The 16,721-nt window shown below is 40.1% G+C and carries 16 protein-coding genes; 3 read left to right on the top strand and 13 right to left on the bottom strand.

The features are described 5' to 3' along the window. Positions 1-84: 84 nt before the first annotated feature. Genes LBYS11_RS08540 through LBYS11_RS08530 form a run of 3 tightly spaced genes read right to left on the bottom strand, consistent with a single transcriptional unit; the run spans position 85 to position 1,949 of the window. Positions 85-792, bottom strand: a complete 708-nt coding sequence (locus LBYS11_RS08540; protein ID WP_066037440.1) for an ABC transporter ATP-binding protein — start codon at positions 790-792, stop codon at positions 85-87. Positions 793-801: 9 nt separating this feature from the next. Next, a complete protein-coding gene (locus tag LBYS11_RS08535) occupies positions 802-1,158 on the bottom strand; it encodes a GntR family transcriptional regulator (protein WP_103117856.1) in 357 nt (118 codons plus the stop codon). Beyond that, positions 1,155-1,949 (bottom strand): hypothetical protein, encoded by a 795-nt coding sequence (locus LBYS11_RS08530; RefSeq protein WP_103117855.1) that lies wholly within the window; start codon positions 1,947-1,949, stop codon positions 1,155-1,157. The genes LBYS11_RS08535 and LBYS11_RS08530 overlap by 4 nt, the downstream gene beginning before the upstream one ends. 171 nt (positions 1,950-2,120) lie before the next feature. Here LBYS11_RS08530 and LBYS11_RS08525 point away from each other — a divergent pair, with 171 nt between their 5' ends. Further along, a complete protein-coding gene (locus tag LBYS11_RS08525; RefSeq protein ID WP_103117854.1) occupies positions 2,121-2,354 on the top strand; it encodes a cyclase in 234 nt (77 codons plus the stop codon). A 6-nt stretch (positions 2,355-2,360) separates the two neighbouring features. Further along, a complete protein-coding gene (locus tag LBYS11_RS08520; protein WP_103117853.1) occupies positions 2,361-3,035 on the top strand; it encodes an HAD family hydrolase in 675 nt (224 codons plus the stop codon). Between the two features lie 17 nt (positions 3,036-3,052). On the opposite strand, the gene LBYS11_RS08515 is transcribed toward LBYS11_RS08520, so the two are convergent. The 4 genes from LBYS11_RS08515 to LBYS11_RS08500 form a co-directional block, all read right to left on the bottom strand. Continuing rightward, positions 3,053-4,603 (bottom strand): hydantoinase/oxoprolinase N-terminal domain-containing protein, encoded by a 1,551-nt coding sequence (locus LBYS11_RS08515; protein ID WP_103117852.1) that lies wholly within the window; start codon positions 4,601-4,603, stop codon positions 3,053-3,055. After that, positions 4,596-5,699: an S-methyl thiohydantoin desulfurase family protein gene (locus LBYS11_RS08510; RefSeq protein ID WP_103117851.1), complete on the bottom strand. Its 1,104-nt coding sequence runs from the start codon at positions 5,697-5,699 to the stop codon at positions 4,596-4,598. The genes LBYS11_RS08515 and LBYS11_RS08510 overlap by 8 nt, the downstream gene beginning before the upstream one ends. Continuing rightward, positions 5,696-6,964 (bottom strand): cytosine permease, encoded by a 1,269-nt coding sequence (locus tag LBYS11_RS08505; RefSeq protein WP_066037436.1) that lies wholly within the window; start codon positions 6,962-6,964, stop codon positions 5,696-5,698. Before LBYS11_RS08505 ends, LBYS11_RS08510 begins: the two co-directional genes overlap by 4 nt. A 129-nt stretch (positions 6,965-7,093) precedes the next feature. Beyond that, positions 7,094-8,698 carry a PucR family transcriptional regulator gene (locus LBYS11_RS08500; RefSeq protein ID WP_103117850.1) on the bottom strand — a complete coding sequence of 535 codons (1,605 nt, stop codon included), beginning with the start codon at positions 8,696-8,698 and terminating at the stop codon, positions 7,094-7,096. Positions 8,699-8,836: 138 nt separating this feature from the next. Here LBYS11_RS08500 and LBYS11_RS08495 point away from each other — a divergent pair, with 138 nt between their 5' ends. Beyond that, positions 8,837-9,691: a pentapeptide repeat-containing protein gene (locus LBYS11_RS08495; RefSeq protein ID WP_103117849.1), complete on the top strand. Its 855-nt coding sequence runs from the start codon at positions 8,837-8,839 to the stop codon at positions 9,689-9,691. A gap of 41 nt (positions 9,692-9,732) precedes the next feature. On the opposite strand, the gene LBYS11_RS08490 is transcribed toward LBYS11_RS08495, so the two are convergent. The 6 genes from LBYS11_RS08490 to LBYS11_RS08465 form a co-directional block, all read right to left on the bottom strand. Beyond that, a complete protein-coding gene (locus tag LBYS11_RS08490; RefSeq protein ID WP_103117848.1) occupies positions 9,733-11,448 on the bottom strand; it encodes an FTR1 family iron permease in 1,716 nt (571 codons plus the stop codon). Further along, complete coding sequence (gene efeB / locus LBYS11_RS08485) at positions 11,423-12,682, bottom strand: iron uptake transporter deferrochelatase/peroxidase subunit (RefSeq protein WP_048390318.1); 1,260 nt, start codon at positions 12,680-12,682, stop codon at positions 11,423-11,425. The genes LBYS11_RS08490 and efeB overlap by 26 nt, the downstream gene beginning before the upstream one ends. A 9-nt stretch (positions 12,683-12,691) precedes the next feature. Then, positions 12,692-13,561: an iron uptake system protein EfeO gene (efeO, locus tag LBYS11_RS08480; protein WP_103117847.1), complete on the bottom strand. Its 870-nt coding sequence runs from the start codon at positions 13,559-13,561 to the stop codon at positions 12,692-12,694. A 162-nt stretch (positions 13,562-13,723) separates the two neighbouring features. After that, positions 13,724-14,923, bottom strand: a complete 1,200-nt coding sequence (locus tag LBYS11_RS08475; RefSeq protein ID WP_054550885.1) for an MFS transporter — start codon at positions 14,921-14,923, stop codon at positions 13,724-13,726. Positions 14,924-14,934: 11 nt separating this feature from the next. Further along, positions 14,935-15,354: a MarR family winged helix-turn-helix transcriptional regulator gene (locus LBYS11_RS08470; RefSeq protein WP_054550884.1), complete on the bottom strand. Its 420-nt coding sequence runs from the start codon at positions 15,352-15,354 to the stop codon at positions 14,935-14,937. 401 nt (positions 15,355-15,755) lie between these two features. Beyond that, positions 15,756-16,697 (bottom strand): nuclease-related domain-containing protein, encoded by a 942-nt coding sequence (locus LBYS11_RS08465; RefSeq protein WP_103117846.1) that lies wholly within the window; start codon positions 16,695-16,697, stop codon positions 15,756-15,758. Between the last annotated feature and the right edge of the window lie 24 nt (positions 16,698-16,721).

Genomic DNA, 16,721 nt, shown 5'->3' with positions numbered 1-16,721 from the left:
TTTCACCCTTTCTAATCTATTTCGCCTGAGCATTATGCAGTCTGGCACGACAACATTGCTTTATTGACGATTCTTTCTTCACCTTTAGCTGTCTTTTACTGAAGGACGATAAAACCCTTTCATCCACTCAACTGCATCCTTATTAGCCACATCGCGTAATGTTTCCACATTCTCGTAGGCCATGATTGATCCTGCCTGCAATAAAATAATTTGATCTAAAATAGGCTCTACCTCATATAATTCATGTGTGGATAGCAAAATCGTTTGATTTTCGATGTCCGTAAATTGAATTAAGCCTTTAATCAACTGCTCTCTCACAATTGGGTCTAGCCCAGCAAATGGTTCGTCCATGACATAATAAGGAACCTCTCGTCCAAGGGTGGCAGCCATTTTCATGCGACCACGATTACCCTTTGATAATTGGCGTAGCTTTGTGCGCGTATCTACCTGTAAAAATTGTGCGACGATACAGGCTTTATCATAGGAAAAATCTTCAAATTGCGAAGCATAATGCTGGAAAAGCTGTTCACCTGTGTAGTACTCAAAAAACAAATCTGTATCTGGTAAATAAGCAATTTTGTCAGCACTTCTACGTGTGACTGGCTTACCCTCTAGTGTGATCTCACCAGCAGTGGGTCTCAGTAAACCAGCTAAAACTTTCATAAGCGTAGATTTACCACTACCATTTTCCCCAACTAGTCCAATGATTTGTCCAATCGGAAAGGAGAAGGATAGATCCTGTAAAACTGGCTTTTTCTTATATTGAAAAGATACATTTGATAGCTGTAACATCCCTTCACCTCACGCTTTATTTTTCAAAACCACAAGCATCTCTTCCTTCGAAAAGCCTAATGCCTCAATCGATGTTAAAAAATTTTCAGCCAGCTGATTTTTCATCTCTTCCCGCAATAACTCAATGCGCTCCTCATTGCTCGTAATAAATGTACCCTGTCCTCGTTTGGTTTCCGTTATGTTCATTGCCTCTAACTCCTTGTATACACGTTGCACCGTATTGACATTGACACCTGTTTCTACTGCATATTCTCGAACGGAGGGAAGTCGATCACCTAGCTCCAACTCCCCCTTCAAAATGTCTCCACAAATTCGATCGACAAGCTGGCTATAAATGGGTTTGTCACGCGAAAAATCCATCGTCATCGTAAAACCACCCTTTCAAGCCACTTCGATGCTGCTAAAAACAGCAGTAGTAGTAATAACGTAATGGCTATTTCCTCAACGACATATATCGAGCCAAGCATCCATTCCATCGTCATTTCTTTCGCTTTTGGTAGATAGTGTTCGATGTTTTGAAGCGAAACTTCTCCATGGAGGAAGATCGCTCGATACAGCTGACTCTCCGTTACCCGCGCCCAACCAGCTGTGGTTACATAAAACACAATCATTGTCAGCACAATTGAAAAACGACCTATTATGCGCTTCAATTGCAAATAAAAAGCTAAAAAGAATAAAAGAACGATGAATAGCATTAATTGTAAAATCGTCAATATAATAACAATTATTACTAAAACTAATAAAATTTGTCCAGCGCTCGCGATCAGCTCATCCTTAATATTGAAGATGGCTATACTCGTGAAAAGGATAGTGAAGAGGACATAACCTACTAATGAGCAAACCAATTTTGCTCCGATAAGCTTTGTGATAGAGCTTGTTGAATGGAGCCAGCTCTCCTTTGCTTTAATATCCAAACGCATCGATGCTAAAAATTGTAAGATAGAATAGAATCCACCTAGAAAAAGGACGAGCATTGTAAATGCAAATGCTAGCTGATGCTCATGTGCAAAGAGATCGACATACTGATGTAAGATATAGGGAACGATCCAAGATAGCATAAGTCCCATAAATATCCCTACTAGAAACCATGAGCGATAAAGTACCCATTCTTTTTTAAAAGTCCTATAAAGCTTTTCAATCACAACACCTCGTGTCATAGTGTACTAGTTACATATTACACTATGACTTTTTTGTTGGCAAGTGGCAAATACAAGAAAAAGGAAATTTTGTTTACTCAACAATTACGATTATGTTCAAAGAAGGTATTCACCTATTAAACACAGAATATATGGATAGCACTCTAACACTAAGCGTAAGGTGGTACTTGAATGGATAAAAGAGTTGTCTTTGATTTTGAAATTGAATTTACCAATGGTGGTGGTATACAAGGGCAGGATTTTCGCCTTGATATTGAAGGAGATGACATATCGGACGAAGAGCTAGCTAAGTATATTGTGGAAGATATGAGGTTGCTCATGGTTGGCAAGGTAACGATCCTAAACAAAAAAATTATTAATGAAAAACATAAACGAAAACCTCTTGACGAGCAAGAAAGGATATGAAGATCGTTGAAAGCGATACTATTTGATTTAGATGATACCTTACTTAATCGAGATCATGCTGTCGATAACCTGTTTTATATTATTTTGGAAAAATACTATGGTGCTATTCAGGGTATGCTCAAAAAGGACATGCTGGAAAAATTTAAGGAATACGATAAAAGAGACTATGGGATTGCCGATAAAACCAATGTTTTATCATCGTTTTTTGATGCGTTTCCATCAACCTTTCAATTGCCTCGCCATGACATGCAAGATTTTTGGGATCAGCAGTTTCCATATTGCTTTTCTATCGATCAACATATGTTGAAGGTTCTCCAAACGATTAAGAAGCAAGTACAAGTTGGCATTATCACAAACGGCTCTACACTGCGACAAAAGGCTAAAATCACACATACAGGTTTAGCTAGCTATTTTGATGTTATTCTTATTTCTGAGGAAGTAGGCTTAACTAAGCCTGACAAACGCATATTTGAATTAGCTCTACATCAGCTCCAAGTTCAGCCAAATGAAGCCTTATTCGTTGGGGATGACTTAGCAAAAGATATTGCTGGTTGTCAGCAAGCAAGGATGAAGGGCATATGGTACAATCCTCATCGGCTCACGAATCCTACTGACATTAAACCTGATGCAGTGATTCATTCATTTGAGCAATTAATAAAAGGAAGAGCCCTGTTTAACTAGGACTCTTCCTTTGACTGTTACACCATTTTCCCTACTACTTTTACCTTCAATCTTGTTGCATTTTCTGGATGATACGCGAGAGGTGTTTCTTCTACTTCCACTAGCTCAATGGTATCCTCAAGAGCACCTGCTAATACGGCTTGTTTCACAGCCTTGTTTTGTGCATCCTTTAAGGATTCCACACGCGGTTCTTTGGAATAAATATAAATTTGCTCATATTGACCACTAATTTGTGCAATCGAGGCTCCGATGGCATTCGCAACACCACCGTATTCAGATTTTACAATTGTGGAAACGCCCCGAATATTTTCTGGCACAATGATACCACCACCCCCTACTAAGACTAATGACACATCCTCTGAGGAAGTTTTCATCTTATCAATCGCCTGTTCTAGTAACGAAGAAATTTCTTCTTGAACGGCTTTGGCAAAGGCTTCATCAATATGTGCCACTAACGTGGAATCACCTACATCTGCTAAGCCTAAACGGACAGCGATATCTGTTGTCGTTAAGGTCGAGCCACCGAAAACAAGGGCCTCCTCACTGATTTTATAGCCTACACTATCCGGCCCAACTGTAATTTTGTTGCCGTTCACACGAACAATACTTCCCCCGCCAAGTCCGACTGAAATAATATCTGGCATCCTAAAGTTTGTCCGAATGTCTCCCACTTCAACTGCGACCGAGGATTCTCGCGGGAAACCATCCTGTAATACACCGATATCTGAAGTGGTACCCCCAACATCCAATACCATTGTATTTTGAATTTGAGATAAATACGATGCTCCACGGATACTATTTGTTGGTCCACAGGCAATTGTTAAAATTGGGAATTGCTTGGCGTAGTCGATAGACATTAATGTACCGTCATTCTGGCATAGATACACCTCTACATCAAAAATGCCTTCCGCTTGTAACGCCTGTACAAAGCCCTGTGTTGTTGTCTCAATCACCTTACATAATGCAGCATTTAGAATCGTAGCATTTTCACGTTCTATTAACCCGACTGAACCTATTAATGAGGAGCAGGAAATTGGGAATTCCTCGCCATAGATTTCTTGAATCCATTCACGAACCTGCAATTCTTGATCATTTTTAATAGAGGAAAAGACACCAACAATCGCAATGGATTCTACTTGACCACGCCATTCCTCCAGTAATTTTGTAATTTCCTGTTGATCAAGCGCACTCAATAATTGGCCGTCATATTCATAACCACCATGGGCAATGGCATAATTACCAGATAATTTATCAATCATATCTGCTGGCCAAGCTGTATAAGGGAGTACGGAAGCCGTCGCTGGATAACCTAGTCGAATGACACCAACCTTTGCAAGCTTTTTACGTTCAACAATGGCATTGGTGCATTGTGTTGTCCCTAACATCGCATGGGTAATTTTTGTTTTATCAATATTTGCGCCCTCTAGTAATTGTTGCAGTGACTTTTCAATCCCTGTTTTAATATCTAAGCTTGTTGGTGATTTCACACTGTAAATAAGCTGGCTATTATGGTCTAAAAGGATGGCATCTGTGTTTGTTCCACCTACATCGATTCCAATTTTATACATGCTCTGCTACCTCCTTTTTCACCAATTCCTCAATTGGCGTATACTCATATTCATAGCCAAAGTATTTGGGTCCAGCTGTTTCAATACCTTTTGCTGTACGCCATTTTTCATGTGCTGGTAAGCCAATCACACGCACACGTTTACCATATTTTAAGCTCTCTGTTGTAACAGGCAATAAAGTTTCATAATCCACCAAACAAATTAAGTCTGGTGTCATCGCTATAACCTGCTCGTTTTTCTCAGCTAATAAGTTTTCATTTTGGAAATGAACCTTCATTTGATCATTTTTATAAGATTCAATACCTTCAAGATTCATTTTACCTAGGTTAAAGCCACCCTTCGTTTCACGAATAACATCCACTATTTTTCCTTGGAAAAGCTCATATCCATCCGTAAGCTTTAAAAGGCTTTGTAGCTTATCGTTCACCTCTTGGTCTTTCGAGGCAATAATTTCACCAATTTTTTCAGAAAGCGTCACTATATGATGAACACCGCTTTGTTTAATTTGCGCACCCGTTGTTGGGTAGAGGCTCACTAAAGAACTAGCGCCCATTTCTACTGTTGCTGTTCGGGCGATACGCTCGGTCCATTTATTATCAATGGTTTCAAAAATACCAATATTCCCTTTTTCATCAGTGATGGCCATTGGCGTTGCCGAAATCCCATCTAAGTGGAATGTCACCATTTGTAATTCCGGAAATGCGCGCCCCATGCCATCACAATCAATCAATGGTAAGCCAAGCTGTGCTGCTACTACAATAGGAATCATCGAATTGACCCCACCTGCTTCCATTGGATAGGTACCTGCAATTTTTTCTTTCCCTAAATATTGGGCAAGCTTTTGGAAAACCTTAACAAACTCATCGCCACGTGGGAATTTTTCTACTAAAACTGATGGTGCCCCCATCATTGCGGCTGGAATGAAAAAATCATCATCCGCAATTTCATCCACTGAATACAATTTTACAGGGCCATTTTTTTCGATAGCAGAAAGCGCCATTAATTTTCCAATATAGGGATCTCCTCCCCCACCTGTTCCTAAAAATGCTGCCCCTATGGCAATATGTTCAATAGCTGCCTGATCTAAATATCTCATCTATGTTCCTCCAATATGACCGTTTTTTGTACAGATACACGATACCCAACATAATAAATCACGAATGAAATAATGATGCCAATCATCGGTTGGTTTGGTAGTGCTGGCAATGCAGGGAATAAGGAAAATACCACTGGCATACAGGCAATTACAGCACCTACTAGCCAAGAAAATACACCTAATCGATTGACCCCTTCAACTTCCTGCCAGCTATCTGTTTTGCCTTTATGAATGACCCAGTAGGAAGCAATCATCACCCCTGCAACAGGCGGAATCATCGCCGATAAAATTGACATGATAGGTGTAAAATAATTTAAAATCCCTACAACGGCTAAGATTGTGCCAATTGTACCCGCCACACCTATGGCTAATCGTTCTTTGTTTTTAGCAACATCAAATACATTAATTAAGGCAATTCCACCTGAAATTGCATTGACCAAATTGGTTTTCCATGTTGCTAAAATCAGACCCACTCCACCAATAAAGGGTGTTGCGATATGCAGAAAGACTGCTGTAATATCACTTGTTTGATAGGCAATCGTTAAGACAGCTCCCACAGCAATCATTAGCACCCCTGCAGGAATAATCCCTAATGTAGCGGCTTTGAAAACGTCTGAACGTTTTTTTGAAAATTGCGAATAATCGCCCGCGATAACAGCCCCTAATGCAAAGGACCCAATCGTTACAGCTAAACCATCCATAAAGCTCATATTGCCCTGTGGCTGATAATCCCGAACGAGCTGTAGTTGCTCACCAGCTAATATTTGACCTAAACCATACAGGCAAATGATGACGAGCAATGGTACGGCGATATAGCTTAAAATACGCAACACCTTCATCCCATAAAGTGCGGATACGACCATGACCATACCACTAATGAGTGAAGCGATTGGAATAGGTATATTCAAATGATAGATTGCTAATAAATTTGCTAAGGCTACGCCACACACATTGGCCTGAATGCCAAACCACCCTAAGCAAGCAATAGCTAAGATAATGGATAATATTGTACGAGAGCCCTTTTTTCCAAACACTTGTCCTGCTATATGGACAGTGGGCTTTCCTAAATCACTGCTTTGCATGCCTTGCAAAATCATGATGATCACGACAATAGCATAGCCTACAAAAGCAACAGCCAGTGCCTTTGATAAACTCATATTGGTAATCAGTGCGTTACCGACTAATAAACTGGGAATACAAATCATGGCACCAGCCCAAATAATGCCTAAGCTATACCAAGATTGACCTTTATTTTCATTTTGCATGTGACTCCCTCCTTATTTGGTGATGGATTAATGTTTTTAATTATAGAAGATAGGTAAGAGTTGAGTCTTTTGCGCAAATGAAAAAAATAATCTGAAATTTTGTTCAAAATGACAAAATTTCAGATTATTCTAATCATTAATCAATCGATATAGCATGCAAGCCATGTAGGCATCATAAAATTCCGAATATACGGTAACATCTGTGCCAATCAGCTCACTAATTTTTTTGATGCGGTATTTCACCGTGTTTTTATGGATATAGAGGAGCTCTGCACAGCGCTCCACACTAGCATTTGCATCTAATAAAAAGGTTATCAAAGTCTGCAAGGAATCATGGTCGCGTAAAATGGGTTCAATTACAGACAAATATTCTTCAATCATTTCCTCGCCCTGCTTACTGACATCAATTGCCCTTTTCATGGAGCGCACTTCCGCTGCAGTAAACAATTTTCGCATCGGATAAATCGTATGGGCTTTGTCCCCCACCTGATTGACCAATTGATACATTTGACGAACAGACTTTGTATTTCTCATTTTAGGTGCATAAACAATTTCTGCGATTTGGGCATCATACTGAGTAGTTTCACTATATTCAATGGCAATCTCAAACTCATGATACTTATAAAAGCAATTGCCTACCAGTACAATCATACAATGGTCAATGCATTGGATGACTCTTGTTTGATAATATTTGGACAGTTGCTCTTCTAATTCATCGCGAATTCTTTTTTCGTCTGCTAAATCATGCATGTAGACAAGCCACATCATTTGAATGGCGGAAACATCAATATGAAGAAGATTGGCTAATCTTCTCATTTTCTCCCCTTCGTCATTGATAATAGCTTTAACTAAGGCATATTCACTAACCTCATCATGCTTGTCTCCCCATAAATTTATGGCTACTTGCACAACCTCACTTACTTTTTCAATTGTCTTAGCAGGTAGTTTTGTATTTTCTTTAATCAGAAATAAAAATAGCGGCTCGCCATTTTTTTGATGTACTCTTTTATAGTCTACGACACAGGCGACATCACTTCTTAGCAGCTCGAGCTTGCCTGCTTCCCTCTGAAAATTGGATTGGGAGCATTCTTCGATGACATTCGCTACATCTAATGATGAATTTCGTGGCCACATCACTTGGTTCACAATGTCAAAATGACTATTGGTGAGCACAATATTCGCCTTTAAACGATCTGAAAGCATTTTCAGTGTAATTTCAACACTTCTTAAATGCTCAGGTAGTAACGATACCTTTTCTAATGTCTCTTTGACAAAATGATCATTAACGCCTTGATTACTAACAATCGCTTCCATAACCTCATAAATAACCTCATTATAGCGCAGTGAATAATCATTTCGCGGCATACAAATGATAATAAAGCCTTGTGCCTCCGCTAACGCAAGCACTTCTTCTGGAATATCAGGCAATACAATGCCGACATAATATAAAATAAGCCCCAGCTCTCCTAAATCATGTAAATGCTGAATCGTTTCACATTGCTGCTCCACACTATCTCGAATGGAGTAAAAGGAGCTAATGACAAGCTCCTCTGCATACCATTCCTCCTGTACACGGTTAATAATTTTCGAATAAAAATCAACATTCGATACCTCTAATACAGATAGAGATGATACGGTACGGTGCAGATTATCTCGCCCTGTTAACACCTCTGCCCCTCGAAAAGATGGCAATTGTAATAATTCATTGACCGTTACCCCATGTTCCACCACCACTTTTCTTTACAACTCTTTTGAAGAAGAATACCATATCCCCTACTATCTTTCAAAATACAGTTTGCTCTCTATTTTAACTGGTAGCTTGTTAGTGTTAAAATAGTAACTAAATGGATAAGATTAGAGAGGAAAATGAGAATGTCTAATCAGACAAAAAAAGATACAACCATTGGTACAAAAATCCGACACAGTCTACAGGCAGATTGTCAAAGCTGTTTTGGCTTGTGCTGTACCGCTTTAAATATTGTGGCTTCTAGTGATTTTGCGATCAATAAACCCGCAGGCACGCCATGTCCTAATTTGCAGGATAACTATAGCTGTCACATACATAGTCAGCTACGAGAGACAGGTTTTAAGGGCTGTACCGTTTTTGATTGCCTAGGCGCAGGTCAACAGGTTTCACAGGTGACATTTCATGGACAGGATTGGCGACAATCTCGTGAGCATGCTGACAAGATGTTTCGTGTTTTTCCTATTATGGAACAGCTTTACGAAATGATTGCATATGTGGCGGAGGCTTTGTCCTATCAGGTGGATAATATGCTTTATGAACAGCTAATTGCTCAATTGAAGCACCTACAGCAGACAATAGCTCAGGATGCAGATACCTTATTAGCATTGGATATGGTAGCTATTCGTATGCCGATCAATGCACTATTGCTCCAAACTAGCGAACAAATTCGCCAGCACAGTGTGAAGGGAAAGGCTTCTAGAAACTTGAATCAGCGTGGGGCTGATTGGATGGGCAAAAATTTAAAAGGCAAGGATTTACGAGCGACTGATCTAAGGGGGAGTTATTTAATAGCAGCTAATCTTCAAGATGCGAATTTACAGGGAGTAGATTTCATCGGGGCTGATTTGCGAGATACCAATTTACGCGGTGCTGATCTTTCAACAAGTCTGTTTTTAACCCAAATGCAAATCAACGCCGCACAGGGGGATCGTTCGACTAAATTACCTTCCTATATAAAACGACCTGCTCATTGGCAATAAAAAAAGGTAGATGGCGTTTTACGCTCATCTACCCTTTTTCATTAGGCTTGTTTCTTTTTATAAAGCATAGTAGTCGCCACTAACACAAGTAAAATAGACTGTCCTATGATTGTTTCCATCGTTGGATAGAAGCCCATCAAGCTAATAACAGGTAAGCCATCAACAATCGTTGTGGACAGATTATCTGTCAGCTGCAAAGTATGCAGACTGACACCAATAATTTTAAAGGCTAGCACATAAATTAAAATAGTTGCTACTGCAAAAAATTTGTGAATTGGAATTTTGCCACTTGCTTTAAATAACACAACTGCAAGTACAGCAAGAATGAGCAGTGCCACCACAATTCCAAGAATAAACTGCGACGTTTCCATTTTAGGTGCAATCCCCGCATAAAAGACTAGTGTTTCTGCACCTTCACGGAAGACCGATAAAAAGCTAATCATAGCCATCGCAAAAATAGAGCCACTCGAAATGGCATTACCCATTTGTTTGGAAATATAGCGATTCCAACTGACCACACTTGATTTACTATGCAGCCAAATACCAACACCGATCATCATCGCAGCAGCAATTAACCCTACATAGCCTTCCATTAACTCGCGATTCGTATCAATCGTTGCCGAATTTAAAATCGTCGACATAAGGATGGCAGCTACGGCGGATAATAGAACGCCGACAAACGCTCCGACATAAATCCATTTGCGCATCTTGTTTTGTCCTGATTTATTAAGGAATGACACTAAGGCTAAAATAATCAGTAATGCCTCTAGTCCTTCGCGTAATAAAATTAACGCAGCGTCCCAAATTGTGTAATCGGAATCCCCTTGAATTAGCTCAATTTCCGTACGGAATGTATTTAATTGTTTGGTAATAGCTTGCTGATCGACGTTGGATTTTAATAAATCACTCGCGATAATCGGCATATCACTTTCAATTTTCGTGTAAAGACTACCATTGCGTGTGGAGATTTCAATTTCTACGCTTGGCCAAATGGTAATAAACTCACGTATTTTATTTGAAGCTGCCTGGTAATCACCAGCATCGACAAAATCATTGGCCTCATCTATATAGGCAATTAATGTCGCTAATGAATACTCTCCCTCTACCACTTCGGCTGTTTCTTTACCAGCTACAAAATCCTCAATCGTTTGCTTTAAAGCAGCAAATTGAGATTGCATAAGCGCTACATCAGGCTCCTCAGCAGAAATAGAGATACGAAGAAATGCCATTTGTGTTTCGATTTGCCCGTACATTGCGATACTTTGTTCACGCACAGGTCGCTCATTTTTATTCCATTTACTATTAAAATCTTTATAGGCTTCATCAATGGCCTGAATATCACCACTTGCTAAAGCTTTTTCAAAGTCTGCCATTATCGGCTTAAATTTTTGTCCAAACTCTGCTCGTTGTGCCGCTTCATCCACTGGATTTTCAAGCTTTTCTAATGCACGCAATGCATTGGATAGTGCTGATAGCGCCTCTAAACGTTCATCCTTGGACGTTGCCTCAGTAGCCTGTGCAAGGATTTCATCAACCTTTGCTTTTGCCTCTTTCTGCTCTGAAGATACTTTAGCCCAATCAATAGCAAATTGTTCAAGTGCCTGCTTGGCCTCCGCCTCTTTATCCTGCTTTGTATTCATCAGTGCATCACTAATCGCAATATAGAGATGACTATAGGACTGCGCAGCTTGCACAGGTAAAGCTAAAGTCAGCATAAGGGCAAACACGATACTACAGCGCGTTAAAAAGTGCTTCACCTAAATAACTCCCCTTTTGTACACCAGGGAAGCAAGCAAACACGGCACTGCCTCGATGGGTAATGTACTCATTCATTTTATCCATACGCCCTAAGCTATTTTGGATGGTTGTAAATTGGGCTGGGTCTTTTTGAAAAGAGATAAAGATTAGCCCCGCATCATGGGTCCCTGTATTCGACATCACGCCTGACGCATAAGAATAAGAGCGTCGCAAAATACGCGCACCTGATTTCCGTGCCAAATGGACATGTGATGTATCAGGCATAATATAATTGCCCTTATCATCCTTTGCCTCTACATCAAAATCATCGAATTCCTTTGTTTTGCCAAAAGGTGCCCCACTGTCGCGGTAACGGCCAAATGTTGCCTCTTGATCTTTCAATGATGTACGATCCCAAGTTTCAAGATGCATTTGAACTTTACGCGCAATTAAATAAGAGCCACCCTTTAACCAGCCTTTATCCACCCACACGACCTCATTTAAGTCTTTTTCATCCGTAATGGCTGGATTTACAGTACCGTCCTTAAAGGCGAAGAGGTTTCGTGGTGTCCCTCCACTAGCTGGAAACGAGTTAAAGCCCGCCTGTGACCATTTTATTTCTACTTTACCTGAAGCAGCTCGTACTAGATTACGAACAGCATGGAAGGCCACCTGCGGATCATCTGCACAAGCCTGAATACACAAATCACCACCTGTGTATTCTTTCTGTAGCTGATCTTTGGGGAAATGTGGTAAATCCTTTAGCTCCGCTGGTTTTAAATGCTGGATGCCCAGTTTATCGAATAATGAAGGCCCGACACCAATGGTAATGGATAGATTAGATGCATCTAAGCCCTCTGCCTCTCCAGTATCGCCAGTTGGCACTCTTGTATTTGTCGATACATCGACCATGACTTCACCATTCATTAAACGCACAACAAGGGGTGTCCATTGCTGGAACAACGCTTGTAGTTCCTTCTTTGATGTCACTAATACATCTAAAGAAGCAAAATAAATATTCGTCTGTACAGGTGTCACAATACCTGACTGATGCTTGCCATAGAAATTGACCTTATTGCTAGCCGTCGTGCTATCTGCTACTGGCTCAAAGACATCATAGCCCATTGCTTTCATGACACCACCCAAGCCAGAGGCACCGATGGCAACACCTGCCACACCGATACCTGTTAGCTTTAACATATCACGTCTAGAAATTTTTTTATTTATAAATTTTTCCTCGTTTGACGTTGTCATTGTTTATGTTCACTCCAAAATGATACCCATTTGACTTAATGGTTCTCCAAGCTGATTCACCGCTGCTGCCAGTGCTTTTGTGTTTTCCTCCGTTAATTCTTCGTAAGATATATAGCCACCATCAGCCGTTGTATGCTGTGCTAATAAATCGTCTACTGCTTTGAATTTTTCATCAAGTGTTGCCACTAATGTAGAATCTTTTGCTTCTAATTTTGAGCGTAAAATCTCAAAGATTTTTTCTGCGCCTTCAATATTCGCTTTAAAATCATAAAGGTCTGTATGAGAGTAAATTTCTTCCTCACCTGTAATTTTAGATGTTGATACTTCATTTAATAAATCTACTGCACCTGTAATCATTAAGTCAGGTGTCACTTCCACTGTTTGCACAAGTGCATGCAATTCCTTCGCATCTGCAAGAAGCTGATCTGCTACAGCCTCATAACCTTTTGTTGTATTTTCTTCCCAAAGCGCATACTCAAGCTTATGGTAGCCTGACCATTCTTCCTCACCCTTACCTTCTTCTTGAATATCTGCTAAACGTCCATCGATGCGAGGGTCAAGATCACCGAAGCTTTCCGCAATTGGCTCAGAGCGTTCAAAATACATACGTGCTGGCGCATACGCTGCCTTTGCCCCTTCAATATCGCCTGCTTTGAATAGGTTCACAAATTTCTCTGTATCTAGTAAAAATTGATCCATTTGCTCTAACGCAAATTGTTGATAGGCTGATAATTCAGAAGATAAATCCACCTCTTTTGTACCTTGCTCCGCCTGTTCTGTTGCTGGCTTATCTTCTTTTTTTACTTCTTCTGTATTGCCACAGCCAGCCATTAAAATGCCTCCTGCTACTAATACCGACAAAAATGATTTGTTTTTCATACTTCGTACCTACTTCCGAATTTGTTTTATATTGTGATGATAATGATTATCATCATCTATTGCAACAACTATTTTTGTAAATAGAAAAAAACGTCATTTTTCAGTTATTCTTTACGAACAACTAGAAAAAAGACGTTTTTTCTACAATATAATGATTCTAATCTACAAAATTTTTGCTTGTTTCAAATTTTCATGTTTTCCATGTAAAAGGTAATAAAGCACAATCGACACTAAAATAACAAAGACCATCGAGAAGAAAATCGAGCTGTAGCCCATAGATGGTACAAATAAGCCTAAGAAATAAGGCCCGACACCTAAGCCTAAATCATAAAAAATAAAATACGTAGATGTCGCAAGTCCTAAACGCTCATTTGGTGTTACTTTGATGGCAATTGCCTGTGCCACCGAGTTGAAGTTCCCATAGCCAATCCCGATACAAGCGGCAGCGATTAAAAAGGCAATCGTAGTTGTTGCTGAGCTAAAGGCATACATGCCTATTGCAAACAACACTAAGCATGGATAGATAATGATATTTGCCCCTCTTGTATCAAGCAATTTCCCTGTAAATGGACGTGTAGCCAAAATGACAATAGCATAGATAATAAAGAAGTAGCTACCTGCTGATACTAAATCTAACTCCTTTGCATAAAACGTCATAAACGACATCACACCTGAATAAGCAAAGCCAATCACAAGTGCCACAAAGGCAATCGGTACTGCACGCATTTCAATAAAGTTCGTCACTTTAAACCCAGCCTTTACAGCTGTATCCTTTGCTTTTTTCGGTGCATCTGGCACGGTCACAATGTAATACATAAAGAAACAAATAATCGCTAACACAGAATCTACTGCAAAAATCATACGATAATCTGCAAATAGCTGTGTTAATAATATTCCAATAAATGGGCCAATGGCTGTGGCTAGAATAGCGCTTAAGCTATAATAACCAATCCCTTCTCCACGACGCTCAGCTGGTAAAATTTGTGCAATAATGGTACCTGTTGCTGTACTGGCAATCCCTAGTGCAATCCCCTGTACTAAACGATTGATCATCAGCAGTGGTAAATTGCCTGCTATAAAATAAGACATTGTTGATAACATAAATAATAATAGTCCACAAAATAATGTTTTTTTGCTACCCCAGTCTCCAATAATACGCCCTGTCCCAAGACGACCTAATAGTGTCCCGATAATAAAAATACTCGATACAAGCCCCGCTGTACTTGTAGAGGCATTAAAATGCTCAACCGCATATGCTGCTATCGTAACCATTAATAAATAAAAGATTAACGTAATGGTAAAATTAATAAGTGAGACAATTAAAAAATCTTTTGTCCATAGTTTCTTTCTGGTTGCTTCCACGCTGCTCTCCCCTATTGATTAATATTCATACAAATTCTTGCTAAAACCTGTGTCGCAATGTCAATATCTTGTTTTGGCACGCCTGCCAAAGCCTGCTCAAAAAATGGATTTAGATGCGACTTTATTTCCAGCACAAGCTCTTCCCCATGCTTTGATAGGTGTACCAGCTTTTCACGCTTATCCTTGCCCGTCATCGTTTCCACATAGCCTAGCTCCACAAGTTTATGTACAAGCTTCGTGACACTTGGCTTCTCTATAGACATGAAATTCGCGATATCTACAAATGAATGTGGACCCTTATCATTCAAGAAACGAAGCACTGCCCACTGTGAGCTATATAACTGATAGGGTTCAAGCTGCACATTCAACTGATTAATAAACGGCCGATACATTAAGCGGTACTGATTAAAAAATTCCTGTTCAATTGTCACACTATCACTTCCTTTTATATTAGTTAGCCTAGCTAACTATATACCTAAAAACTCTATTTGTCTAGTAGGAAATAAGCGAAACATCGCTCTTGGGAGTGAGTGGTATCCTGCTCTATCCACTTAAACGAAGCGTATCCTCCACTTTCTCTGTTCTATCCATCACTTTGCGCGTTCTATCCGCTACTTTCCTTGTTCTATCCGTCACTTTCAGCACTCTATCCACTTACACGAAGCGTATCCTCCACTTTCTCTGCTCTATCCATCACTTTGCGCGTTCTATCCACTACTTTCCTTGTTCTATCAGTCACTTTCAGCATTCTATCCACCTACTTCAAGCGCCCTTTCTCTCTACAGCGCTAAAAGCTACAATTCAGACCGCTTGAATTGTAACGCTTAGTTCGCTATTCCTTAATCCAATATTTCCGATGCTTTTTGACACCCTCCGCTTTCAAAGGGAGTTGTTGCATCAACTTGTACGCTAAATCGGGAGAGTCAATGCCAAAGAATTCGCGGAAGCTTCGATTGGTTACCTGCTGCCCGACTAGTAACCTGTAGTCCTCTAATGTTCGAACCAATGCATCATCGTCCTCCAATCCACAGCGTGGGCACGTCCATTTTTTATAGTGATACGATAATCGCTGCCCGTTAACACATTGTGGACATAACACACCCTTCACCATCTCCTTAAGAGGCACCTCTACCTCTTTTTTCAACTTTGTGTGCAGGGATAATAGAAGGTTGGCTACTTGTAAAAGATCAACTCTTTCTCTAGGTTGATAATGCTCTATCCACTTTTGTAGATGAAATCGTAACCCTTTCACATGAAATATCGGTTGCCCCTCAAAACCCTTTGTTAAAATTCCATTTTTCGTTGCCAGCACTACCGCATGGACAACAGGTAATTCGATACGTTCTCGCAGTAGAAGCTTTTTCATCCATATGACATGTCGATCCAGCTGAACAAATGGATCAGTCATTCCTTCCACCGTGCCATCCAATGTCGTCCGTGTAAACTGCGCAAAAGGGACATCATATGAGAGATTTCCTGTTATATTTTTGATTTCAAGAATAAGTAAAAAATGAGGGCAGAGAAAGATGGTATCCATTTGATGGGTAGATCCGTAGCTATTTGTGGTTTGAAAATCATGTAGAAAATAATGTGGGGTTGGTAAATCGATTTCGAGCCATTCTGCATCAACACGCTGTTCCCCCGCAAGACCTGCTTGGACACGGCTCAAACGTTCACCATAATAGGCGTAGTTATTATGCGTCTGTGGCAATCTACGGAGCACCACCTCTAGTATTTTTTGCGAACCCGATGGTTGTCGTGCTAATAGAATCATGTATTCACCTCCTGTTCTAATTAT

Origin of the sequence: Lysinibacillus sp. YS11, from assembly GCF_002896375.1 — a bacterium.
GTDB classification, from domain to species: domain Bacteria; phylum Bacillota; class Bacilli; order Bacillales_A; family Planococcaceae; genus Lysinibacillus; species Lysinibacillus capsici.
Note: the sequence above shows the minus strand (reverse complement) of the source record. Positions and strands in the feature narration are given on the sequence as shown.